Below are 20879 nucleotides of genomic sequence, written 5' to 3'. Positions count from 1 at the left end.
ATAGTCAATGTGGAGCGCATGCGCGGATCGTGTTGGAGAACTGGGAAGATTTCCGGCAAAGCCGGCAGGATCAGTGGCCGGCGGCCTTCAACAGGTGGTCTGGCAGCCTGTTTCCAGGTGCGCGTCCGCGAATCTCAAGGAGCTCCCGGGCGTGCGCGTGAAGCTGCTTGTCCTCATCGGACACCGGCACCCAGGCAGGGATGGGAACCGCCGTCCCGGTCTCGTCACGGGCAACCATTACGGTGAGGCAGTAGGTGGTCAGGTTCATTTCACGCGTTTTCGGGTCGCCGGACCGGACATGTACGGCGATGTGCATACCTTTGGCACCCGTATAGACGAGGCGGGCTTCCACCTCCACCACGTGGCCGATCAGCAGAGGCCGGTAGAAGCGGACACCGCCGGAGAACACTGCCACTGTGTCCTTGCCGCAATAGCGGGAGGCGCAGACGTAGGCCGCTTCATCGATCCACTTCATCACGATGCCGCCGTGGACCTTGCCGCCCCAGTTGACGTCCGTGGGGGACGCCATGAAACGCAGCGTGACGCGCTCGGCGGTGCCGGCGTCGGTATATTCCTGAGCGTTCATGGCGTTGACGATCTGCTCGCGCACTTCAATGCGCGCGAGTGCATGTTCACGGGCCTCCACCTCTTCCGGAGTGGCGGGCTCGAATTGGGGAACAGGGATGGGCTTCCCGTCCGATCCGACAGCTACGAAGATCACCATGCATTGGCTGTGCATGGTCTCCGGCCCACCCTTGGGGTCGCGGGAACTCACCACTGTATGGATGTGCATCGATGAACGGCCCGTGTAGACGATGGTGGAGGTGACCTCAACCATGTCTCCGCTGTTCACGGGATCCGCGAAATGGATATTGCCCACGTATGCCGTGACGCAGTAGGACTTTGCCCAGCCCACAGCCGCGGCGTAAGCGGCTTTGTCCACCCATTCCAGTACCGTGCCGGCATCGACGGAGCCGCTGTGGCCCACGTCCATGGGGGCTGCGAGGAAGCGGAGGGTCACTGAATTCGCGGGGGACTCGCTCATGCTGGCAGTTTACTGGCGCCATGTTTCTGTTACGTGCGTAAGTCGCTGCCCTGTTGTCGCGTGGGCCAGACGCGCCAATCCGCCGATTCGCTGGATCACCTCTTGTGTCGGGCGTGTTCCACCGGTGAGTGGCAGCCGTCGACTGTGACAACTCAATTTGCCCTCATAATGAGAATCAATATCATTTAAGCCATGTCACAAAAAGCACCCTCACTCTCCCTGTCCCCGCGGAGCCCCAGCCGGCCCACCCGGGCGCTTGCCGCCGTCGGGCTTTCCGCCCTTTTGCTGAGCGCGTGTGCCGCGCCCGGAAACCAGGCCGCATCCAATCCGTCGCCGAGTACGGCTTCCACCAAGGAGGCAGGCGCACCAACGCCCCGCCTCGTGTACACGTACGACGGCGGCGTTGCGGTTCTGGACGCAAAGTCACTCGAAGCGGTGGGTGGCGATGTGCTGCTCGAGGGCTTCAACCGCGTAAATCCCGCCGGAGATGGCCGCCATGTGCTCATCTCCACGGGTGATGCCTTCCGGGTCTTCGACCTTGGTGCGTGGACCGAACCGCATGGAGACCATAGCCACTCATATACGGCCGATCCCCGGTTGACTGAGCTTGCCTTTGAGGCCAACAAGGCCGGCCACGTGGTCAGGCATGCGGGCAAGACGGTCCTCTTCAGCGACGGTTCCGGAAAGGTGGAGAGCTTCGCCTCCGCCGATCTTGCCAAGGCCACGACGCTCCCCGCGACCGACGTGTACACCACGCCGGAAGCCCATCATGGGGTGGCCGTGGAACTTGAGGACGGCAAGCTGCTGGTGACGCTTGGCACCGAGGAGAGCAGGACGGGCATCGCCGTGCTTTCTGCGGGGAAGGGCCAGGACCGGCAGGAAGTGCTCCGCAATGAAGAATGCCCCGGCGTGCATGGAGAGGCCGTGGCTGCCGACGAGGCGGTGGTGGTGGGTTGCACCAACGGAATGCTGATCTACAAGGATGGTGCCATCACCAAGGTTGCCAGCCCGGATGCCTATGGACGCATGGGAAACCAGGCGGGCTCGGAGAAGTCGCCCGTGATCCTCGGTGACTACAAGGTGGACAAGGCCGCCAAGCTGGAGCGTCCCACGCGGATCTCACTCGTCAACACGGAGACGGCCAAGCTGCAGTTGGTGGACCTTGGCACCAGCTACTCGTTCCGGTCCTTGGGCCGCGGTCCCTCGGGTGAAGCCTTGGTCTTGGGCACAGACGGCGGCCTCCGCATCATTGATCCGCTGACGGGCGTGGTGGAGAAGACCATTCCCGTGGTGTCCGCATGGGAGGAGTCGGAGACGTGGCAGGACCCGCGGCCCACGCTGTTCGTACAGGGTTCGACGGCGTTCGTCACCGAACCTGCAACCCGCACCATTCATGCGGTGGACCTGAAGACGGGTGAGGTGGGGAAGTCGGTGCAGCTTGAGCACGTGCCGAATGAACTGACGGGCGTCGAAGGCTAACCCCGACGCTCTCTCACCTACCGCCCCTTATTTCCCGACGCTCTCTCACCTACCGCCCGTTATTTCCCGATGCTCACTCACTCCTTTCAAGAAAGCGAGAGAGCGTTCGGGTTTATGGGGCGTTCGGTGAGAGAGCGTCCGGGATTTGGGGGCGTTTGGTGAGAGAGCGTCCGGGGGTGGGTTAGGCGAGGACGCGGAGCTTGGATCCCTGGCGGCCGAAGAGTGCGTTGTCCGCGGAGATCCGGCCGGCGCCGGCCAAGGCCAGGGCCAGTGCGGCGCCTGCGAAGAGGAGAACGAGCTCGTATCCGCCGTTGGCCGCGAATATGCCTGCCGGAGCATGTACCAGGAACAGGGCGCCGAGCATGTCGACGGCAAGGAGGGAGCCGAATACACGCGTCAGCAGGCCCAGGATGAGGGCGATTCCGCCCACGAGTTCGAGTGTGGCGACGATCGGGGCGACGACGGACGCGCCCGGGACTCCCATCTGGGCGAACGAGGCTTGCGTACCGGCAATGGTGAATTCGTTGAACTTCTGCCAACCGTGCGCGGCGAAGAGGAATCCTGCAATGACGCGCAGGATGGTCAGGGCTGTGGTGGTCAAGGTGGACTTGTTCATGCCTCAACCCTTCCGAAGATAAGTTGAAGAGTCAACTAATCGCGACGATTCGTGACGTTTCTCTCGGTTCCGCCAAAGCGCCCAGCGGTAGGTTCCGGTTACCGCCGTCGTGGTTTTGCCTGCAACCAAGGCTGCAGCAGCCGGGTGGTGATCGGCAGGAAGATGTACGTCATGAGTGGCGTGAGGATCACGATCGTGACGAGAACCTGCAGCACCAGCGGCCAATCCTGCGTTAAGGGATGGAGCAGGAAGTTGGCCAGGAGGCTCAGCGGAAAAAAGGGCAGGAAGATGCTCACGGCTTGCTTCCAGCGAGGCGGCACAACGGTTTCCGGAACGACAACCGAAACGTCGCCCGGCTGCGAAAACCAGCCTTCGATGCCGGTATGCCGTTCCACGCGGGTGGTTTCCATCATGTCCCTCGCGCTGTCGATCCACCACCGGCGCTCCTCCGATTGTTCCCAATCCTGCAGGCACGAGGCGTCCGCGAAACGGTACAGCATGTGCCATTCGTGGGAACCGGCGCCATTGCGGACCCATCCTGAGCCCAAGTAGCCCGGCCATTCGCGGGCGAGTTCCTGGCCGGCATGGGCCCAGGCATTGGCCTGCCGGATGTACCCGGGGAGGATGGTGCGGGCAACGGAAACTGTGATGGGTTGCTCGTGTGACACGGCCCCAAACATACCCCGCAAGTAGTCGGACTACCCTTGTTTAGTGCCTGAAACCACAACCGCCCCCGCCCGTTCGAACGCTCGCGAGATTCTGCGGCTCGCCGTGCCCGCCTTCGGTGCGCTCATTGCCGAACCACTGTTCCTGCTGGCCGACTCGGCGATCGTGGGGCACCTTGGCGTGGACCAGCTCGCCGGCGTGGGGCTCGCGTCAACCGTCCTGCACACCGCAGTTGGGTTGATGGTCTTCCTGGCATACTCGACGACGCCGGCAGTAGCCCGCGCGATCGGTGACGGCAAACTTGGCAAGGCTTTGGCAGCCGGGCGCGACGGCGTGTGGCTGGCTCTCCTGTTGGGCGTGGCCCTCGCCGTCCTTGGCTTTGTCTTCGCCGAGCCGCTGGTTGGCTTCATGGGCGCAAGCGGTGACGTGCAGGGCTTCGCCGTGGATTACCTCCGTTGGTCCATGCCCGGGTTGGCCGCGATGCTTTTGATCTTTGCCGGCACGGGAGTCCTCAGGGGCCTGCAGGATACCCGGACCCCGTTGCTGGTGGCCACCGCAGGATTTGCCCTCAACATCGCCCTGAACTGGTTCCTTGTGTACGGCTTGCACTTGTCCGTGGCCGGTTCAGGGATCGGTACCAGCATTGCGCAATGGGCCATGGCCGCCGTGTATCTGGTGATGGTCAGCCGCAATGCGCGGAGCCATGGCGTTTCGCTCAAGCCGGACTGGCACGGGATCCGGGCCATGACCAAGGTGGGTTCGTGGCTCATGCTCAGGACACTCAGCCTGCGGTTGGCCATCCTGGCGACCGTTGTGGTGGTCACCGCACAAGGCGCCGTGAACCTGGCCGCACACCAGTTGGCCATGACCATTTTCTCTTTCCTCGCCTTCGCCTTGGATGCGCTGGCCATTGCGGCCCAGGCTTTGATCGGTAAGGAGCTCGGTGCCAGGAATGCGGGGCGTGCCCGCGAACTGACCCGCACCATGGTCCGGTGGGGCCTCGGATTCGGCGTCATCACAGGAGTCCTGCTGGCCGTGGCGGCTCCGTGGGCCGGCTACATTTTCACGTCGGACGCCGGTGTGCATGCTGCGCTGACCGTTGCACTGTGGGTGTTGGCGGTAGGCCAGCCGCTGGCCGGTTACGTATTCGTCCTGGACGGAGTCCTCATCGGCGCCGGCGACGCACGCTACTTGGCGATCGCCGGCGTCGTAAATCTTGCTGTCTACCTGCCGCTTTTGGCGGCCGTGCACCTGGCCAGGCCCGACGGCGCGGCGGGGCTGGTGTGGTTGTGGCTCGCGTTTGCGCTGGGCTACATGCTGGCGCGCGGGGTGACGCTCGGGCTGCGCGCCCGGACCGATCGGTGGATGGTGCTGGGTTCGCACTAAACTGTATGCGTGACTCTCCCAGCTGATTCCGCCCAGACTCCTTCTGCCGCCGTGGCCGATCCCTGGAAACCCGTGCTGATCCGTGCTGCCGTGGCGCTCGTGTTTGGGGTGGTCACGGCATTCTGGAGCAGCCCCTCGGTTGAGGTTCTTGCCTGGGCCGCGGGCCTCTATCTCGTTGCGACCGCTGCGGCCGTGTGGATGTGGCGCGCGTTGCCTGTGTTTGTTCCGGTGGTGATCGCGCTGGCAGGAGTTGCCGCGCTGGTGACCCAATCGGACGCCGGAGTGGCGCTCTCGGCGATTGTGGCACTGCTGGTCCTGGGCGCTTCCGAGCTGACCCGCGGTGTGATGAAGCGGGACGGGCTCGCGCGGGATTGGCTCATTTCCGGGGTGATCGCTGTGGGTACGGCGATCGCGCTGCCGTTCTTCATTTCGCTTGGCGCGCACGCCCTGCTGGGCGTTGCCGGCGGCGGGGCCATCATTACCGGAGTGTTGTGGATACTGTCCGGCCTGACCTTGCGTCACGATGCCCGGACCGCTTCCCCGGCGTCTGTGCCGGGCGCTTCGCCCGAGGCCGTAAACTAGTAGTTGGACGTTCTACTCGTTGTAGAACTTTTGCAACCGGCGGGGAGCCGAACAGGCCCGCCATCATTGGAGGAATGACCGTGGCAGACCAGACACCAGGAGAACCGCGCAAGATGCGGACCTCGGTCAAGGGACCGCTCGTTTTCTCCGCATTCTTTGCTGTCCTGGCCTTTATTGCCGTGCTGATTTTCGCTTCCGGCGGCAGCGCGCACACGCCCCGCTTCGATCTCGCTTTTACCGGCGCGGGTATCGCGTTCATCGTGAGCCTCGTGGTCGCGGCCATGCTGTCCATGAGCTACAAGGAAAATGCCGAACACCTCGGAAAGGGCTCCGGCGTCAACCTCAGTTCCAAGCGTCCGCACGGAGGACACGCGTCGCCGGACTCGCCTGACGAGCCTGAAAAGCACGACGGCGGGCACTAGCTTCCAGCGCTTCTCCACTCGGGTGGGGGAGCGCTTTTTGTTTCCGCGGGCTACTCGCCTTCGGCGGCTTTCCTGGCCCGGTACGCTGCCACGTGCGCACGGTTGGCGCAGTTGCCGGTGTCGCAATAGAGCTTGGAGCGGTTGCGGCTGAGGTCCAGGACCACGGCGTCGCAGTCTTCCGCGGCACACACGCGCATCCGGTCCATTTCCTTGCTGCGGATCACGTCGATGATGGCCATGGCGGCTTCCGTGCCCATGCGGTCGGCCAGCGGAGCTTCGGGCGTGGTGGCGTGGAGGTGCCAATCCCATTGGTCGTGCTTGGCCAGTTGGGGGAGTGCCTTGGCGTCGGCGAGGAGCTTGTTCACGGACTTCGCAGCAGTGTCCGCATCGGCGGTCCACAAGGCGGCCAGTTCGCTGCGCAGCCGTTTGACGCTGCGCAGTTCTGTGGCGGTCTTGGTTCGCGAGCCTGAAAAACCTTCGGTGTCGAGGAAAGCGTCGAGCTCGTCCATGGTTGCCAACGATTCGTCGCCATTGGCCGCGGTGTTGATCAGATTGACGACGCTGCGGAGCGCCACCTCGGTGTCAGGCGCAAAAAGCACTTTGACTCCTTACATCATTCGGGGGTACTGTCATGACCATAAGCCCACTTTACTCCTGACAGGAGGCTGCTGTGTCAGCAACAAAGACGATGGCTGATGCAAAAGGATTCCTGGCATCGGGACTCGGCATCGCCGTGATTTCCTCGGCAGTCTTCGGTACTTCCGGCGCGTTTGCGAAGTCGATGCTCGAAACCGGGTGGTCACCGGGTGCAGCGGTTGCCGTGCGCCTGACTGGTGCCGCGCTCATCTTGGCGATTCCCGCCGTCGTGGTTCTTCGCGGGCGCTGGCACCAACTTAAGGACAACTGGCTCACTATCCTGCTCTTCGGCCTCATTGGCGTAGCTGGCTGCCAGCTCTTCTACTTCAATGCGGTGGCGCGGTTGTCCGTGGGTGTCGCGTTGCTGCTGGAGTACCTGGCGCCGGTGATGATCGTATTGTGGCTGTGGATCTCAAGCCGCCGCAGGCCGCGGGCACTGACTTCCCTTGGCGCTTTGCTGTCATTGGGCGGTCTGGTGCTGGTTCTGGACCTGACTGGCTCAGTCAAAGTGGACTTCATCGGCGTGCTCTGGGGAATGGCTGCGGCCGTGTGCTTGGTGATCTACTTTTTCATTACGGCCAAAGAGAACGACACCCTCCCGCCACTCGTCCTCGCCTCCGGTGGCTTGGTGGTTGGCGCAGCCGTCATGTGGTTGGTTGGCGCCATAGGCCTGTTGCCGATGACGTTCAGCACGGCCAACACGTCGCTGGGGCCCTGGACAACGCCATGGTGGGTTTCGGCTGCCGGACTGATCATCCTGGCGACGGTCCTCGCCTATGTCTCGGGAATCATGGCCGCGCGAAGCCTCGGGTCCAAGGTGGCCTCGTTCGTTTCGCTGACCGAAGTGTTGTTCGCCGTCCTGTGGGCCTGGCTGCTGCTCGGAGAGTTGCCCGGCCCGATCCAGTTGATGGGTGGCGTGCTGATCGTCGGGGGCGTGGTCCTGGTGCGCGTCGACGAACTGCGCGGCGACCGTCGAAGTGCGGATACCGCTGCCGCCCGGGTTTTGGATCACGCGAACGACGTCGAACCAGTCCCTTCGGGGCCGGTCGCTGAGGTGCCGGTCGCCGAGGTGCGCCGCAACTGACGCGTTGTGGGGCCCGCTCTGTGTTCCATTCTTGGGGGATGGGACGCAAAGCGGGCCCCACAGCGGAGTTAAAGGCGAAAGGCCCGGACGCCGTAGCGTCCGGGCCTTTTCCAACTGTCTTAGTTGGAAGCCTGCTGCTGCTGCTCAGCGTTCTTCGTAGCGCGTGAACCGGCGTCGCGAAGAGCGTCAGCAACCTTCTTGAGGCTGGAAGCGTGGTGGCTGTCCCACTCGCTGCGGAACTTGTCAGCGTCCGGGCCCTTCCAGTCGGTGCCGTCCAGGGCACCCTTCAGCTGAGAGCGCTGCTGCTCGATGGTCTCGGCACCGGCCTTCAGCTTGTTACCGAGCTGGCGAAGCTGATCAACGTCTGCACCCCAAATAGCCATGAGATATCTCCTTCTTTTTTCGGACCCGAGCTCTTCGGCATCCCCAGCGGCCTCCGGCTCATCCGGAAGATCCATGACTAAAACCTATCCCGGGAATCCAAGGACCGTCGATGGGCACCCCTCCCCATGGAGGACTGCCCATAGTTAGCATGGGGTTATGTGCCGCAATATCAGGACCCTTCATAACTTCGAACCCCGTGCCACGTCCGCCGAAGTGGAGGCCGCCGCGCTGCAGTACGTGCGCAAGATCAGCGGAGCCACCAAGCCATCCAAGGCCAATGAGGAAGCTTTCGCGGAGGCGGTGCACGAGATCGCCCACATCACGCAACACTTGCTCGATTCGCTGGTGAGCCATGCTCCCGCGAAGAACCGTGAAGAGGAAGCCGCCAAGGCCCGGGCAAGGTCGGCCGTGCGGTTCGGAACGGCCTAGTTCAAGCCTCGGTATCTCAAAGTAGCTGTCAGTTGGGGTTACTTGCCGAAGGACCGGAGCCTCAGCGAGTTGGCGACAACCAGCACCGAGCTCGCAGCCATCGCCGCGCCCGCGATCATCGGGTTCAGGAGTCCCAGTGCGGCCACCGGGATTCCGATCGCGTTGTAGAAGAAGGCCCAGAACAAGTTGGTCTTGATGGTGGACAGCGTCTTGCGGGACAGCTCGATCGCTTGGACCAATTGGTTCAAGTCGCTACCCATCACGGTCAGGTCCGAGGCTTCGATGGCTACGTCCGTGCCCGACCCCATGGCAATCCCGAGATCGGATTGCGCCAGGGCAGCTGCGTCATTGACGCCATCGCCCGCCATGGCAACAGTCGCACCCTTCTCCTGCAGCTTCCGTACCGCGTCAACCTTGCCTTCGGGCAAGACTCCGGCGAAGACGTCCTCAGGTGAAATTCCGACGGCGGCAGCCACCTGGGCGGCGACGGCGGCATTGTCTCCCGTCAGGAGCATGGGGCGAATGCCGAGTTCCTTCAGCTTCCTTATGGCTTCGGTCGAACCGGGCTTGATAGTGTCGCGCAAGCTGACGATTCCAGCAAGCCGTCCGTCAACGGCAACCCAGATGGCTGTCGCTCCGCCATTTTCCTGTTCCCTGAGGGTAGCCCTGTGCGAGGCCTCCAGGGTTACTCCGTTTTCCTCAAGCCAACCGGAACGACCCACCACGACGGTCATGGCTGTGCCGTGCAGCGCGACCGTACCCCGGACTCCGCCGCCCGGTGCCGAGCTGAAGTTGGCCACGGATGGCAGGTTGCCGACGTCGGGCAATGCATCCATCGCCGCCCCCGCAATGGCGTGGGCGATGGGGTGCTCAGACGCGGCCTCGACGGCGCCGGCAAGAGTGAGGACATCCTGTGAGTCATGTCCGTTGAGTGCCGCCGTGTGGTCCACGGCGAGTTTGCCGCTGGTGACCGTGCCGGTCTTGTCCAAGAGGATGGTATCGACGTGCCGTGTGTCCTCGAGGACCTGCGGACCCTTGATCAGGATGCCGAGCTGCGCGCCGCGACCGGTGCCCGTGAGCAGTCCTACGGGTGTGGCCAGGCCGAGCGCACAGGGGCAGGCGATCACCAGAACGGCCACTGCTGCCGTGAACGATGCATTGAGGTCGCCGGAGAAGAACAGCCACAGCACGAAGGTGATGAACGCGATGAGCAGGACTATTGGCACGAAGACCGCGCTGATCCGGTCAGCCAACCGGGCGATGGGTGCCTTGCCGGTCTGGGCTTGGCTGACCAAGCGACCCATCTGGGCAAGCGTGGTGTCCGCGCCGACACGGGTGGCGCGTACGAGCAGGCGGCCGGAGGTGTTGATGGTTGCGCCGGTTACTTGGCTGCCGGGGCCCACCTCCACAGGTACTGACTCCCCGGTGACAAGGGAAGCATCGACGGCGGAGGCGCCGTCCGTGACCATGCCGTCGGTGGCGATCTTCTCCCCCGGGCGGACGACAAAGACGTCGTCAACCAACAGCTGGTCGGCAGGTATCTTCTGCTCCCGTCCGTCCACCAGGACAGTGGCGTCCTTCGCGCCGAGGTTCAGCAGGGCCTTCAGGGCGTTCCCGGCCTTCGCCTTCGCATTTGCCTCGAGGTAGCGGCCCAAGAGAAGGAACGTGGTGACCACAGCGGCGACTTCGAAGTAGAGCCCGCCTGACATGCCTTCCATGCCGGGATGCTCGGTCATCCGTGGATCTGCCACCAACTGCCAGGCAGAGTAGGCGTAGGCCGCGATCACGCCGATGGAGACCAGCGTGTCCATGGTGGACGCGAAATGCCGTGCATTGATGGCTGCTGCTTTATGGAACGGCCACGCAGCCCAGCTCACCACCGGCAACGCCAGCGCGGCGGCCACCCAGCCCCAGTTGGGGAACTGGAGGGCGGGAATCATCGAGATGGCGAAAACGGGGACCGTAAGGACGGCTGCCAAGTACAGGCGCGGCCGCAGAATCGAGGCGGCAGGCCCATGGTCCATGTGGTTCTCGTGTTCGGCATGGGTTTCGTGTTCGGCGTGCGAGGACTCGCTGGCGCCGTCATCCGGGTGCCCGGTGTGGTGATGGGCATGCGGGGCAGGGGGTTGGCGGACGGTGGCCTTGTAGCCCGTGGCGTTGACCGTGTCTACGAGTTGTTGATCCGTGACGGTCGACGGGACGGTGACATGGGCTGATTCCAGGGGAAGGTTGACGGTGGCCTCGACGCCTTCAAGCTTGCCGAGTTTCCGTTCCACTCGATTGACACATGAGGCACAGGTCATGCCCTCGATGTCGAGTTCAACCACCCGGGTTTCGGGCTGGTTGAAGATCTCCTGGTTGGTCAAAGGAACTCCTAGGCTTCGTTGGCTACCACCACGTAGCCGGCTTCTGCGACAGCCTCGCCAATTTCGGACGGCGAGAGCTCGCTGGTGGAAGTGATGGTCACGGTGGACAAGCCGCCGGGGTTGAGGTCTACCGAGACCTCTTCGACGCCGCTGAGGGCCTCCAGCTCTTCACTCACGCTGGAGATGCAATGCCCGCACGTCATGCCCGAAACGTTGACGTTGGTGGTGATGGTTTGACTCATGATGCGCTCCTTGGTGGTGAGTTGAATGGCGTGGTGTGTGCTTGAGGGGTTACCGCAGCAGGCGCCCGATGGCATCGGTGGCCTCCTTCACTTTGGCGTCGATCTGTTCGGCGCGTGCATCCGGATCCGGCTCGGAGGCGGCACCGACGACGCAGTGGCCGATGTGCTCTTCGACGAGGCCCAGGCTCACGGCGTGCAGCGCCTTGGTGGCAGCGGCCACCTGCGTGAGGATGTCGATGCAGTACTTGTCCTCCTCGACCATCCGGGCAATGCCACGGACTTGGCCTTCAATCCGTTTGAGGCGGCGGAGGTAGGCGTCTTTGTTGCTGGTATAGCCGTGCGGAGTTGCCGTCTCCAGCTCAACCTCGACGGTCGGCAGGTTCGGGTTCCCGTGGTTCAGGTCTACCGTGCTCATGAACCCAAACTATACCCATAGGGGGTATATCGCAAGTACCCCCAGGGGGTATCACTGTAACGTGCCGCTTCTCCGGGAGGCCTGATGCTCGTCCGTCCCTTTTCAGGCGTGTGATGTACTCATTTGATGTCCACACTCGAGATTGAACGTCGTCGCGACCCTGACGCCGTGGATCGAATCTTGCGATCTTTACCCAGCTGGTTCGGTTTCGAAGACGCCATCCTCAACTACGTTGATTGCGCTTCGCGGCGGGACTCATATCTTGCCGTGCTTCATGCCGAAGTCGTTGGGGTTGCACTCGTGGATCGCCACTTTCCGGAGTCCGCAGAGCTGGCACTCATCGCCGTCCACGCCAATCATCGGGGTGTCGGCATTGGAGCGGCTCTCGTCTCGGCGGTCGAAAAGACACTCATAACTGATGGTTGTGAGCTACTTCAAGTCCACACCGTCGGGCCGTCTTCCGACGATGAAGCCTACGCCCAGACGAGAGCTTTTTATCGTCGCTCAGGCTTCTTGCCGCTGCAAGAGTTCAATCGCATCGACTGGGACGGGCCTACCCTGATTCTGGTGAAACCTCTCGCCAGCTGACGTGCAAGTGGAGGGCCTAAGTAGCTGGGAGTGTTCTCTAAAGCTATTTCCGATGCCGGGTTCCATGGCGGATTGCGCGCTACCTCCGAAGCTCGCCCCCCGCGGGCTTCGTGCTTCTTTGCCAGCCGGCTATGGCATCATTGAATGCTCATCGCCTACTTGGGCGGGTTCGGCCACAGCGGACCATGCGTTGCGGACTCCAATTCGAAGTTCAACACCCGGCCGCTGTTTGGATGCGCAGGCTTTGTGGTGCCGGCCGAGAACGTTCGTGAGTTCGGCGGCTACTTCGATTAGATCCAGGAAAACCTCCTTTGACGGACAAAACCATCACGGACCTTTCACTGTGGCGTGCCGTATTAGGGGCCATATGCCGGCGCCGGATCTCCGCCAAGCTGGGCTCGCGTCGGGCTTCGGCCAAGTTGGCGAGGCTGGCATGAGCGTTGATCCGGCAGCGTACTTCCGGGCCAAGTTGGAACTCGAAATCGATGTCATGGACGTGGTCGGCGCCGAGCCGGGGTCCCTGGTGGTGGTGGACACCCGCCGGCAGTCATCGTGGGACCACGGACATATTCCCGGAGCGGTACATCTTCCAACCGCACAGATTCCCGAGCTCGCAGGCCGCCTGGTCCCGCCCGGATCGCAGGTGGTGGTGTACTCCTGGGGCCCGGGGTGCAATGGCAGTACGTTTGCAGCGCTCGCCTTCGCGGAGTTGGGATATTCGGTGAAGGAAATGATCGGCGGCATCGAGTACTGGATCAGGAACGGACTCCCCGTGGAAACGGCGGCCGGCCTTCGCGCGGAGTACCCCGATCCCTTGGTGACGGCCCATGCCGGGTGAGTATCGCCGTCGTACGTCAATAGTGATGCACATCACATAAATCTGAGCGTGAGGATCCGGTCCCCAGTCTCGTCTTCCTTGTAACGGCGCAATCAGGCGCCCACGAACACGAGGAGTGAAGTGCCATGACCATCCAGACGCACACCCCGGCAGACGTCCCCGCCAAGAACGGCAAGGAGTCCGCTGCCAAAGCACCCCAGTTCAAAGGCAAGGACGGCCGCGGGCTCACCACCGTTGCTGACGGCGTAGTAGCCAAGATCGCAGGCATCGCCATCCAGGAGATCGACGGCGTCCACGCCCTGGGTGGCGGCGCAGCCCGTGCGATCGGCACTCTGCGCGAGAAGGTCGGCCAGAAGGACCTGACGCAGGGCGTCAGCGTAGAGGTCGGCCAAACGCAAGTGGCAGTAGACGTCACACTTGTTGTGGAATACCCGCATCCCCTCCAGGAAGTGGCGGACAACGCGCGGGACGCCGTATACACCGCAATCGAGGACCTGGTGGGCATGGAAGTCACCGAGGTCAACGTCACCATTACGGACATCCACGTGCCGAGCGACGACGACTCGGATGGCGCCGACCATGAGCCGAGGGTCGCGTGAGCCCCACGGTAACCGGCCTGGCGGTCGGCGCCGTCCTGGCAGTGGTGGCCTTGTCCTTCGGCTTCTGGGGTTTCCTGGTCACGGTCCTGTTCATGGCAGTGGGCGCTGCCGTGGGCCGGGCGGCGGAGGGAAGGCTTGACCTCGCCGGAGTACTGGACGCGCTGCGCGGCAAACGCTCCTCATCATGAGCGGCGGGACCGGGACTGTGACCGGCGTACGCGCAGGCCACACCAGGATCACCCACGCGGCGCTCCGCAAAACCCTGGAGGCCGTTACGGCACAGGCATTCCACGTCAGCCCCGGTGCTGTGGGCGCGGAACTGGAGGATGACCGCGGCCTCTTGGGCGTGAAAGTGACAGTGAAGTTGGCAGCGCCACCGCTTCGGGCCCTGCAGGGAGGTCCCACGGTCTTCGAGCAGGCCCAGCGCGCACGGACGGCCATCGCGGTTCGGGGCTTCGCCCTCACCGGGATGCGGCTGGGCAGGGTGGACATCAGGCTCACGGCCGCCAAGCGTGCCCCGAGGCCGGAAGGAAGGGTTCAATGAGTCACGTCCGAACCATCAAGAGGATGCTGCGCAGGGAAACCCATTCATCCAGGGCGCTGGTCTCCATCGTCGTGGCAACGCTGCTCGCGCTGGCGTTTCTCTGGGCCGTGGCAGAAACGGTCCTGTGGATTCTGAAGGACCGGCCCTTGCTGGCTGATCCTCCCCGGGTGGGGGACTGGTTGGTCCAGCTCCCCGCAACAACCATCCCGGGCGCCTTGGGGGCGTCCGGGGTTGGGGTTGCACTGCTGGGCGTGCTGGTCCTGGTTGCTGCTGCAGCCCCCGGGCGGAAAGCCCGGCGGTCCCTCGGCAGCGACCGCAGCGCCATCGTCGTCGACGACCAACTCATTGCGGCGGCTTTGTCCCGGCGGTGCCGGCTGGAAGCGGGACTCGCGCCCGGACAGGTGACCACCACCGTAGGCGCCCGTTCAGTGCGGGTGGTGGTGCGTCCGACGTCGGGCGTTCCACTCGAAGCGGAGGTACTGAAAGCAGCGGTCGACGGCGAACTGGCCGCCTTGGGACTGAAGCGGCGGGTTTCGTCATCGGTGTGCATAGTGGACGAAGGGGTGGTTGGCCAATGAGGAACACGAACAGGGCACTGAACAGGTTGGTCCTGGGCGTTCTGGGGCTGCTCCTGGTGATTCTGGGAGCGGTGGTTTTCGCGGCAGGCCAATTGCCCTCCGCTGCAACAACGTGGACCTCAACGGGCACCCGCGCCACCGAGCAGGCACGCCAGCTCCTGGAGTCCGCGCCGCTGGCCGGACCTCTCCGTAGTTGGTGGCTGGTGGCAGGGATCGCAGCGCTGCTCTTCTGCGCCGCTCTGTGCATGGCATGGATTTCGCGCCAAGGCGGTGGACATACCCCGGTGATGGGCAGGCAATCGGACGGTATTGACGGAACCACGGTCATTGACTCCGGCCTGGTTTCGCTCGCAGTCCAGGAAGCACTCGCGGACCACAGGCAAGTACTCGCCACGTCGGTAACGGCTTGGGAATCGCGGCGTGGAACCATGCTGCGGTTGGCGATCGAAGCCCGGCAAGGAGCATCTCCGCGGGAACTAGCGGACACAGCCGAGGAGTTGGTCAAGGAAATCGACGCCTGGATGGGCCATCCGATGCCGGTGCTGGTGCGAATCACCAACGGTAACAGGAGCAGCCTGGCCAAAAGCCGGCGGACCACATGACGTTTCAAAGGTTATCGGGAAGCCTCCCCGGGCTTCGCGGAAGCCAGGGAGGGAAGGAGTTGCGTGACAGATGCACAACGGGCCCAGCATCCGTTGGACCTGGTTCCGGACGCCATTCTTGCCGGTCGGGCCGCCGATGGTGACACGGCAGCTTTTGAGGCCTTGGCCCGCAGGCATGGACCACTGATGCGCGCCAGCGCCCGCCGACTGACCGGATCCTGGGCCGACGCTGACGACGTGGTCCAGGAATCGTTGGTCCAGGCATGGAAGCAACTGGAAAACCTGCGGGACCCGTCCACGGTGAGGAGTTGGCTGCTTAGGATCGTCGGCAGTCGAGGCGTGGACTACCTGCGCAAGCGCAGGAACCACGCACCCTTGGAAACGTCGGAGCCCCAGGCACCCCGGCTCAGCCCGCAGGATCCGGAGCCGGCAGCTCTCAACGGCTCCGGGGTGGAAGCCCTGAAAGCAGCCCTCGCCGCCTTGCCCGAGGAACAACGGCGATGTTGGGTGCTCAAGGAGTTCAACGACCAAAGCTACGAGGAGATCGCCGAGACCTTGAACATCAGCCCTGCCAGCGTCCGTGGCCGGCTCGCCCGGGCACGCGTCACCCTTGCACGCAGAATGGAGGAATGGCGATGAACACGTCCCCCGACACCCTGGAATGCGGCCATTCCCTGGCGGAGCTGAGCGCCTACCTGGACACCGGCGCTTTCAGCGATCCAGGACACCTGGAGACGTGCCCGGAATGCCAAGCAGGTTTGGCCACCCTCCGCCGCTTGTCCGGCTTCGCAGGAGAACTGGTGCATGCGGACATAGCCGAGGCAGGCTCCGGCACCGACGACTGGATGCAGTCCATCTTGTCCAACCTGCGCCTGGAGCTTCGGCCCGGCCGGACCATCCCCCTGCCTTCGGACAACCCGGCGGATGTCCTGTCGGAGACAGAAGGTGCGGTGACCGCACTCATCCGCTCTGTAGTGGACGCCATCCCGGGCACGGCCGCAGGGAAGTGCCACCTCCTGGGCGACGTCACGGATACGGGGGCCGGAATCACCGTCACCGTGGACATCGCGGTGGTGTACGGCCACCACCTGGAGGAACGGGCAACCCAGGTCCGCGAAGCCCTGGCAGAGACTCTGCGGACACAGACCGAAATGAACATCACCGGGATCGACGTGACCATCACGGACGTCCTGGACCCAGGCCCGGATTTCGGGAACCCGCGCGAGGAGCAGTCATGACGGAACCAGTGGCACGTGCGCTCGCCGAGGAACTGACGCAGGTTGTCCAGGCTGTGGATGGCGTCAGCGCGCTCTTCCCCGCACGGCCGTTGTGGCAATCACTTGCCGGTGCTGCCATCCAGGCAGTGACGGGGGAGGCCCAGCCGTTGGTGGGCCTTTCGGAGAATCCGGACGGGGTCTCCGTCAAAGTACGTATCGGTGTTGGGGCGAGCCACCCCGCTCCGGCCGTGGCCCGGAAAGTAGCCGAAGCAATCAGGAGCTGCCTCCAGGAGCCAGCTGCCGTCGTCGAGGTTTCCGTGGTGAAGATCGAGGGCTAGCCGAACAGCACCGCAGCCTCCTCATAGCGGTGCTGAGGCACCACCTTGAGTTTGCCGAGGGCCTCATCGAAGCCAACCTGGCGGATGTCCGTGCCCTTCAAGGCGACCATGGATCCCCAGCGGCCTTCCACTACGGAATGCACGGCGGCCATGCCCAAACGGGTGGCCAGGACGCGGTCGAACGCGGAGGGGACGCCGCCGCGCTGGATGTGGCCCAGGATGGTGGTCCTGGTTTCGATCCCGGTCAGGGCCTCGATCTCCGGGGCGAGCTGGTCCGCGATGCCGCCCATCCGGGGACGGCCGAACGTGTCCAGCCCGCGCTCGGAGTGCGGGGTTTCAAGATGGTCAGGAACGAAGCCTTCGGCCACCACCACCAGCGGTGCGCGGCCACGGGCGTGGGCCTCCTTGACCCATTGGCCGATCTGCTCCACGCTGACCTTCTGCTCGGGAATCAGGATGGCATGCGCGCCAGCGGCCATGCCTGCGTGCAGGGCGATCCAGCCGACGTGGCGGCCCATGACCTCCGCGATCATGCAGCGGTGGTGGGACTCGCCGGTGGTCCGCAGCCGGTCCATGGCTTCGGTGGCGATGTGCACGGCGGTATCGAAACCAAAGCTGTAATCGGTGGCGTCGAGATCGTTGTCCACGGTCTTGGGCACGCCAACGATCTTCAGTCCGGCGTCCGTGAGGCGCTTCGCTGCGGCGAGGGTGCCCTCGCCGCCGATCGCGATGATCGCGTCGATGCCCAGCCGCTCCATGTGGGCCTTGATGACATCCGGTCCGCCGCCGTTTTCGAACGGATTGGTGCGCGAGGTGCCCAGGATGGTGCCGCCTTGCTTGGCGATCCCCCGGACCATGGCACGGGGGATATCAATGACATCCCCCTCCACCACACCGCGCCAGCCGTCGCGGAATCCCACGAATTCGTGCCCTTGGATGGCGATGCCCTTGAGGACCGCGCCCCGGATCACTGCATTCAATCCGGGGCAGTCGCCACCGCTGGTCAGGATTCCAATCTTCATGAGCCCACAGCCGCCAGCACCGACATGGCTTCTTCCACCACATTCGCCGCAGGGAACGACGGCCGGTTCACGCCCGCCATCTCCTCCATGACACGGACCACCTGGCAGCTGTAGCCGAACTCGTTGTCGTACCAGACGTAGAGGACCAGGTTCTTGTCAGTGGAAATGGTGGCCAGGCCATCGACGATGCCCGTGTGGCGGGAGCCGACAAAATCGGTGGAGACCACTTCCGGCGAATCCATGTAATCGATCTGCTGCCGCAGGTCAGAATGGAGGGCCATCTCGCGCAGATACGTATTGACCTCGTCCTTGGTGGTGCCGCGTTCAAGGTTCAGGTTCAGGATGGCCATGGAAACGTCAGGCGTCGGAACCCGGATGGAGCTGCCCGTGAGCTTGCCCTGCAGTTCGGGGAGAGCCTTGGCCACGGCCTTGGCGGCGCCCGTCTCGGTGATCACCATGTTCAGGGCTGCAGACCGGCCACGACGGTCGCCCTTGTGGAAGTTGTCAATGAGGTTCTGGTCATTGGTGAACGAGTGCACGGTTTCCACGTGTCCGTGGATGACACCGTACTTGTCGTTGATCGCCTGCAGGATCGGGGTGATGGCATTCGTGGTGCAGGATGCGGCGGTGACAATCCGGTCCTGGTCAGTGATGTCACCGTGGTTGATGCCGTGCACGATGTTCTTAAGATCGCCCTTGCCCGGCGCGGTCAGCAGGACCCGGGCCGCGCCCTTGCTGAGCAGGTGCTGCGAGAGCCCTTCGGCATCCCGCCAGCGACCGGTGTTGTCCACGACCAGCGCGTCCTTGATGCCATACGCGGTGTAGTCGATGGTGGCCGGATCGTCCGAATAGATCACCTGGATCCGGACGCCGTTGGCGGTGATGGTGTTGGCCTCGCCGTCCACCTTGATGGATCCTTCGAAAGAGCCGTGGACGGAGTCGCGGCGAAGCAGGCTGGCGCGCTTGGTGAGATCGTTGTCCGCGCCCTTGCGGACAACGATCGCACGGAGCCGCAGGCCATGGCCGCCACCGGCCTGCTCCACGAGGATGCGCGTCAGCAGACGCCCAATGCGGCCAAAACCATAAAGTACGACGTCGGTGCTGGCGCCGGCGTTGGTGCCCCGCTTGCCGACCACTCCAGCCAGTTCGGTCCGAAGGAAGTCCCCAAGGGAGGCTCCGTTGCCCTTCTCCTTGTACTTCTGGTTCAGGCGGGCGATGTCTATGGCTGCCGAGCCGAGCTGCAATTCCGCAAGGGCATTGAGGAGGGGAGCAGTCTCTTCGAGGAGGAGCTCTTCCTTGCTGATCCGGCGGGCAAAGCGGTGGGCCTTGAGGATGCTCATGGTGGACTTGTTCACCAGGCTGCGGCCGTGGATGCTGGTCACCACGTTGTTTTCGCGGTAGAGCCGGCCAATCACCGGAATCATCGCTTCAGCAAGGGCCTCCCGGCCCATCCACGTTGCAAGACACGTATCTGAGGTTTGCATCGGACTGCCTTTCCAGAAGAGGGGTCGGTAGGTTTTGCTTCCAGCCTCCGGGATGCTTCAGGGGCTTAGCATCCATCGTCCGTCCCGGACCAGGTTCCGGAAACGCTAATTCGGGATGGTTTTAACCACTCTTTAGGGTGGGCGCTGCGTGGTGCCGGCCGGTGGTTTGGGTGGTGGTGGGTTTATGCGGTCATGGTGGCGAACATGAGGGCCATGGTGGTGGCGCCGGCGGCTTCGAGGCCGTGTTCGGTGCGGGTGTTTGTGGGGTGGTGGTGGGTGTGGGTGGTTTGGGTGCGGTGGCGTAGGAGGAGGATGAGGAAGGTGGTGGCTGCTGCGGCGAAGGCGATGGTGAGGAGGGTGGCCAGGGCGGGGGTGTTCTGGAAGACCGATGCGGTGCCGGTGCCGGTTCCTGTGGTGGTGGCGTGGTGGGTGTGGGCTGCTGTTGCGGGGGTGCTGCCCGTTGTTGCTTGGGTGTTGGTGGTGGTGTGGTTGGTCATCATGGCGATCATGATGGCTGCTGCTGCCATGGTGGCGGCGTGGTAGGTGCATTTGAGTCGGCCGGTGGTGCCTGAGCAGAAGGTGCGGTAGTGGGGGCGGGCGACGGCTTGGATGGTGAACCAGAGCGCGGCGGCGGCCAGGATGAGGATTTGGACGAGGGTGGTTGCGGGGGCGGCGTTCCAGAGCATGGCTGCCATGAGCAGGTGCATGAGGGCGTGCAGGCCCTGGTTGGTCCGGTCGGCCCAACTGGGTCGCAGTTGTGCGCGTTTTGAGTGCTGAAAACGCGCACTAATGCGACCCAGTTGGGTACCTTGGCCCGCTCGGCCCGCTCGGCCAGGGTGACCGGTGTGGGCGGGGCGGAGGGTTTGGATGGTGTGCCAGGTTCCGCTGGCCAGCAGCACCACGGTCAACGCCCAGGTCATGGCAGGGATAGCGAACACACTCATCACGCTCTCAATACGAAGTTAAGTGGATTCGGTCCCCGATGCGGCTAGCAACAGCACCGGGGACCGAAGTCTTTTTAGGGAAAGGTTCGGTTCCCGGTACTGCTGGAGGCCGCACCGGGAACCGGGGTGGAAGGCAGGTTTGCACCGGCCCGGGTTTTGGACCCTTGTGAGGCCGCGGGAGCACCGTTGTAGTGGTGCTCCCGCGGATCACAGTGGCTTCTTAGGGTTCCCTGGGGTTCCTCTATTTCCCGTTGTGGCAGCAGGTGTCGCTGTCACCTGTTTGGGTGGTGCTGGTGGTGGTGGGGAGGTTGAGGGTGGGGTTTTGGTTGAAGAAGCCGTGGGGTTCGAGCATGAAGCCGATGTTTTGGCGGGG

The 20879-nt window shown here is 63.7% G+C and carries 28 protein-coding genes; 17 read left to right on the top strand and 11 right to left on the bottom strand.

The window, feature by feature from the left end:
• Positions 1 to 70: 70 nt before the first annotated feature.
• Positions 71 to 1045, bottom strand: a complete 975-nt coding sequence (locus ACH488_RS10775; RefSeq protein ID WP_397324120.1) for an acyl-CoA thioesterase — start codon at positions 1043 to 1045, stop codon at positions 71 to 73.
• 192 nt (positions 1046 to 1237) lie between these two features.
• On the opposite strand from ACH488_RS10775, the gene aztD reads away from it, so the two are divergent.
• Positions 1238 to 2524 (top strand): zinc metallochaperone AztD, encoded by a 1287-nt coding sequence (gene aztD / locus ACH488_RS10770; RefSeq protein WP_397324118.1) that lies wholly within the window; start codon positions 1238 to 1240, stop codon positions 2522 to 2524.
• Positions 2525 to 2705: 181 nt separating this feature from the next.
• On the opposite strand, the gene ACH488_RS10765 is transcribed toward aztD, so the two are convergent.
• Positions 2706 to 3140, bottom strand: a complete 435-nt coding sequence (locus ACH488_RS10765; protein ID WP_397324117.1) for a DoxX family protein — start codon at positions 3138 to 3140, stop codon at positions 2706 to 2708.
• A 98-nt stretch (positions 3141 to 3238) separates the two neighbouring features.
• Entirely contained in the window at positions 3239 to 3808 is a 570-nt protein-coding gene (locus tag ACH488_RS10760; protein WP_397324116.1) for an antibiotic biosynthesis monooxygenase, read from the bottom strand.
• 43 nt (positions 3809 to 3851) lie between these two features.
• On the opposite strand from ACH488_RS10760, the gene ACH488_RS10755 reads away from it, so the two are divergent.
• From ACH488_RS10755 to ACH488_RS10745, 3 genes are all read left to right on the top strand, one after another.
• On the top strand, positions 3852 to 5192 hold the full coding sequence (locus tag ACH488_RS10755; RefSeq protein WP_397324115.1) for an MATE family efflux transporter: 1341 nt from the start codon (positions 3852 to 3854) through the stop codon (positions 5190 to 5192).
• 9 nt (positions 5193 to 5201) lie between these two features.
• On the top strand, positions 5202 to 5774 hold the full coding sequence (locus ACH488_RS10750; protein ID WP_397324114.1) for a hypothetical protein: 573 nt from the start codon (positions 5202 to 5204) through the stop codon (positions 5772 to 5774).
• Between the two features lie 74 nt (positions 5775 to 5848).
• A complete protein-coding gene (locus ACH488_RS10745) occupies positions 5849 to 6196 on the top strand; it encodes a hypothetical protein (RefSeq protein ID WP_397324113.1) in 348 nt (115 codons plus the stop codon).
• A 50-nt stretch (positions 6197 to 6246) separates the two neighbouring features.
• Here the strand turns inward: ACH488_RS10745 and ACH488_RS10740 are convergent, their stop codons facing one another.
• On the bottom strand, positions 6247 to 6795 hold the full coding sequence (locus ACH488_RS10740; protein ID WP_397324111.1) for a CGNR zinc finger domain-containing protein: 549 nt from the start codon (positions 6793 to 6795) through the stop codon (positions 6247 to 6249).
• A gap of 89 nt (positions 6796 to 6884) precedes the next feature.
• Here ACH488_RS10740 and ACH488_RS10735 point away from each other — a divergent pair, with 89 nt between their 5' ends.
• Positions 6885 to 7916 carry an EamA family transporter gene (locus tag ACH488_RS10735; protein WP_397324110.1) on the top strand — a complete coding sequence of 344 codons (1032 nt, stop codon included), beginning with the start codon at positions 6885 to 6887 and terminating at the stop codon, positions 7914 to 7916.
• A gap of 119 nt (positions 7917 to 8035) precedes the next feature.
• Here the strand turns inward: ACH488_RS10735 and ACH488_RS10730 are convergent, their stop codons facing one another.
• Positions 8036 to 8299 (bottom strand): WXG100 family type VII secretion target, encoded by a 264-nt coding sequence (locus ACH488_RS10730; RefSeq protein WP_397324108.1) that lies wholly within the window; start codon positions 8297 to 8299, stop codon positions 8036 to 8038.
• 157 nt (positions 8300 to 8456) lie between these two features.
• On the opposite strand from ACH488_RS10730, the gene ACH488_RS10725 reads away from it, so the two are divergent.
• Positions 8457 to 8729 (top strand): DUF2277 domain-containing protein, encoded by a 273-nt coding sequence (locus ACH488_RS10725; protein ID WP_397324107.1) that lies wholly within the window; start codon positions 8457 to 8459, stop codon positions 8727 to 8729.
• A 38-nt stretch (positions 8730 to 8767) separates the two neighbouring features.
• On the opposite strand, the gene ACH488_RS10720 is transcribed toward ACH488_RS10725, so the two are convergent.
• From ACH488_RS10720 to ACH488_RS10710, 3 genes are read right to left on the bottom strand one after another with little or no spacing between them, the layout of a single operon-like run.
• The gene (locus ACH488_RS10720; protein WP_397324106.1) at positions 8768 to 11095 is read right to left on the bottom strand and encodes a heavy metal translocating P-type ATPase; all 2328 of its coding nucleotides are present in this window, start codon (positions 11093 to 11095) and stop codon (positions 8768 to 8770) included.
• Between the two features lie 8 nt (positions 11096 to 11103).
• A complete protein-coding gene (locus tag ACH488_RS10715) occupies positions 11104 to 11337 on the bottom strand; it encodes a heavy-metal-associated domain-containing protein (protein WP_397324105.1) in 234 nt (77 codons plus the stop codon).
• A 49-nt stretch (positions 11338 to 11386) separates the two neighbouring features.
• Positions 11387 to 11752: a metal-sensitive transcriptional regulator gene (locus tag ACH488_RS10710; RefSeq protein WP_397324104.1), complete on the bottom strand. Its 366-nt coding sequence runs from the start codon at positions 11750 to 11752 to the stop codon at positions 11387 to 11389.
• 126 nt (positions 11753 to 11878) lie between these two features.
• Between ACH488_RS10710 and ACH488_RS10705 the strand changes: the two genes are divergently transcribed.
• The 11 genes from ACH488_RS10705 to ACH488_RS10655 all read left to right on the top strand — a co-directional run bounded on the left by ACH488_RS10705 (position 11879) and on the right by ACH488_RS10655 (position 17056).
• Positions 11879 to 12340 (top strand): GNAT family N-acetyltransferase, encoded by a 462-nt coding sequence (locus ACH488_RS10705; RefSeq protein ID WP_397324102.1) that lies wholly within the window; start codon positions 11879 to 11881, stop codon positions 12338 to 12340.
• Between the two features lie 144 nt (positions 12341 to 12484).
• Complete coding sequence (locus ACH488_RS10700; RefSeq protein ID WP_397324101.1) at positions 12485 to 12634, top strand: hypothetical protein; 150 nt, start codon at positions 12485 to 12487, stop codon at positions 12632 to 12634.
• 139 nt (positions 12635 to 12773) lie between these two features.
• On the top strand, positions 12774 to 13178 hold the full coding sequence (locus tag ACH488_RS10695) for a rhodanese-like domain-containing protein (protein WP_397324100.1): 405 nt from the start codon (positions 12774 to 12776) through the stop codon (positions 13176 to 13178).
• Positions 13179 to 13303: 125 nt separating this feature from the next.
• On the top strand, positions 13304 to 13777 hold the full coding sequence (locus ACH488_RS10690) for an Asp23/Gls24 family envelope stress response protein (protein WP_397324099.1): 474 nt from the start codon (positions 13304 to 13306) through the stop codon (positions 13775 to 13777).
• Complete coding sequence (locus ACH488_RS10685) at positions 13774 to 13965, top strand: DUF2273 domain-containing protein (protein WP_397324098.1); 192 nt, start codon at positions 13774 to 13776, stop codon at positions 13963 to 13965. Before ACH488_RS10690 ends, ACH488_RS10685 begins: the two co-directional genes overlap by 4 nt.
• Entirely contained in the window at positions 13962 to 14321 is a 360-nt protein-coding gene (locus ACH488_RS10680; RefSeq protein ID WP_397324097.1) for a hypothetical protein, read from the top strand. Before ACH488_RS10685 ends, ACH488_RS10680 begins: the two co-directional genes overlap by 4 nt.
• On the top strand, positions 14318 to 14899 hold the full coding sequence (locus ACH488_RS10675; protein ID WP_397324096.1) for a hypothetical protein: 582 nt from the start codon (positions 14318 to 14320) through the stop codon (positions 14897 to 14899). The genes ACH488_RS10680 and ACH488_RS10675 overlap by 4 nt, the downstream gene beginning before the upstream one ends.
• Positions 14896 to 15501: a hypothetical protein gene (locus tag ACH488_RS10670; RefSeq protein WP_397324095.1), complete on the top strand. Its 606-nt coding sequence runs from the start codon at positions 14896 to 14898 to the stop codon at positions 15499 to 15501. The genes ACH488_RS10675 and ACH488_RS10670 overlap by 4 nt, the downstream gene beginning before the upstream one ends.
• A 63-nt stretch (positions 15502 to 15564) precedes the next feature.
• Complete coding sequence (locus ACH488_RS10665) at positions 15565 to 16140, top strand: RNA polymerase sigma factor (RefSeq protein ID WP_397324094.1); 576 nt, start codon at positions 15565 to 15567, stop codon at positions 16138 to 16140.
• Entirely contained in the window at positions 16131 to 16739 is a 609-nt protein-coding gene (locus ACH488_RS10660) for an Asp23/Gls24 family envelope stress response protein (protein ID WP_397324093.1), read from the top strand. The genes ACH488_RS10665 and ACH488_RS10660 overlap by 10 nt, the downstream gene beginning before the upstream one ends.
• On the top strand, positions 16736 to 17056 hold the full coding sequence (locus ACH488_RS10655; RefSeq protein WP_397324091.1) for a hypothetical protein: 321 nt from the start codon (positions 16736 to 16738) through the stop codon (positions 17054 to 17056). The genes ACH488_RS10660 and ACH488_RS10655 overlap by 4 nt, the downstream gene beginning before the upstream one ends.
• Here ACH488_RS10655 and ACH488_RS10650 read toward each other — a convergent pair.
• The 3 genes from ACH488_RS10650 to ACH488_RS10640 all read right to left on the bottom strand — a co-directional run bounded on the left by ACH488_RS10650 (position 17053) and on the right by ACH488_RS10640 (position 20506).
• Entirely contained in the window at positions 17053 to 18078 is a 1026-nt protein-coding gene (locus tag ACH488_RS10650; protein WP_397324090.1) for an ATP-dependent 6-phosphofructokinase, read from the bottom strand. The genes ACH488_RS10655 and ACH488_RS10650 overlap by 4 nt on opposite strands.
• Positions 18075 to 19562 (bottom strand): glyceraldehyde-3-phosphate dehydrogenase, encoded by a 1488-nt coding sequence (locus ACH488_RS10645; RefSeq protein WP_397324089.1) that lies wholly within the window; start codon positions 19560 to 19562, stop codon positions 18075 to 18077. The genes ACH488_RS10650 and ACH488_RS10645 overlap by 4 nt, the downstream gene beginning before the upstream one ends.
• A gap of 182 nt (positions 19563 to 19744) precedes the next feature.
• Positions 19745 to 20506, bottom strand: coding sequence for a DUF5134 domain-containing protein (locus tag ACH488_RS10640; RefSeq protein ID WP_397324088.1), 762 nt, complete (start codon positions 20504 to 20506; stop codon positions 19745 to 19747).
• Positions 20507 to 20879: the final 373 nt, after the last annotated feature.

It is taken from the genome of Paenarthrobacter sp. NPDC018779 (assembly GCF_044391085.1).
GTDB lineage: Bacteria > Actinomycetota > Actinomycetes > Actinomycetales > Micrococcaceae > Arthrobacter.
The sequence above is the reverse complement of the archived record's forward strand: the minus strand, read 5'-3'. Positions and strand labels throughout refer to the sequence as shown.

Bases quoted from the DNA above. Each gene is read 5' to 3' on its own strand.
- ACH488_RS10775 (WP_397324120.1), bottom strand. From the start codon at position 1,045: ATGAGCGAGTCCCCCGCGAATTCAGTGACCCTCCGCTTCCTCGCAGCC.
- ACH488_RS10640 (WP_397324088.1), bottom strand. From the start codon at position 20,506: ATGAGTGTGTTCGCTATCCCTGCCATGACCTGGGCGTTGACCGTGGTG.
- ACH488_RS10645 (WP_397324089.1), bottom strand. From the start codon at position 19,562: ATGCAAACCTCAGATACGTGTCTTGCAACGTGGATGGGCCGGGAGGCC.
- ACH488_RS10690 (WP_397324099.1), top strand. From the start codon at position 13,304: ATGACCATCCAGACGCACACCCCGGCAGACGTCCCCGCCAAGAACGGC.
- ACH488_RS10655 (WP_397324091.1), top strand. From the start codon at position 16,736: ATGACGGAACCAGTGGCACGTGCGCTCGCCGAGGAACTGACGCAGGTT.
- ACH488_RS10675 (WP_397324096.1), top strand. From the start codon at position 14,318: ATGAGTCACGTCCGAACCATCAAGAGGATGCTGCGCAGGGAAACCCAT.
- ACH488_RS10765 (WP_397324117.1), bottom strand. From the start codon at position 3,140: ATGAACAAGTCCACCTTGACCACCACAGCCCTGACCATCCTGCGCGTC.
- ACH488_RS10700 (WP_397324101.1), top strand. From the start codon at position 12,485: ATGCTCATCGCCTACTTGGGCGGGTTCGGCCACAGCGGACCATGCGTT.
- ACH488_RS10680 (WP_397324097.1), top strand. From the start codon at position 13,962: ATGAGCGGCGGGACCGGGACTGTGACCGGCGTACGCGCAGGCCACACC.
- ACH488_RS10710 (WP_397324104.1), bottom strand. From the start codon at position 11,752: ATGAGCACGGTAGACCTGAACCACGGGAACCCGAACCTGCCGACCGTC.
- ACH488_RS10725 (WP_397324107.1), top strand. From the start codon at position 8,457: ATGTGCCGCAATATCAGGACCCTTCATAACTTCGAACCCCGTGCCACG.
- ACH488_RS10695 (WP_397324100.1), top strand. From the start codon at position 12,774: ATGAGCGTTGATCCGGCAGCGTACTTCCGGGCCAAGTTGGAACTCGAA.
- ACH488_RS10660 (WP_397324093.1), top strand. From the start codon at position 16,131: ATGGCGATGAACACGTCCCCCGACACCCTGGAATGCGGCCATTCCCTG.
- ACH488_RS10735 (WP_397324110.1), top strand. From the start codon at position 6,885: ATGGCTGATGCAAAAGGATTCCTGGCATCGGGACTCGGCATCGCCGTG.
- ACH488_RS10705 (WP_397324102.1), top strand. From the start codon at position 11,879: ATGTCCACACTCGAGATTGAACGTCGTCGCGACCCTGACGCCGTGGAT.
- ACH488_RS10745 (WP_397324113.1), top strand. From the start codon at position 5,849: ATGACCGTGGCAGACCAGACACCAGGAGAACCGCGCAAGATGCGGACC.
- ACH488_RS10650 (WP_397324090.1), bottom strand. From the start codon at position 18,078: ATGAAGATTGGAATCCTGACCAGCGGTGGCGACTGCCCCGGATTGAAT.
- ACH488_RS10715 (WP_397324105.1), bottom strand. From the start codon at position 11,337: ATGAGTCAAACCATCACCACCAACGTCAACGTTTCGGGCATGACGTGC.
- ACH488_RS10730 (WP_397324108.1), bottom strand. From the start codon at position 8,299: ATGGCTATTTGGGGTGCAGACGTTGATCAGCTTCGCCAGCTCGGTAAC.
- ACH488_RS10670 (WP_397324095.1), top strand. From the start codon at position 14,896: ATGAGGAACACGAACAGGGCACTGAACAGGTTGGTCCTGGGCGTTCTG.
- aztD (WP_397324118.1), top strand. From the start codon at position 1,238: ATGTCACAAAAAGCACCCTCACTCTCCCTGTCCCCGCGGAGCCCCAGC.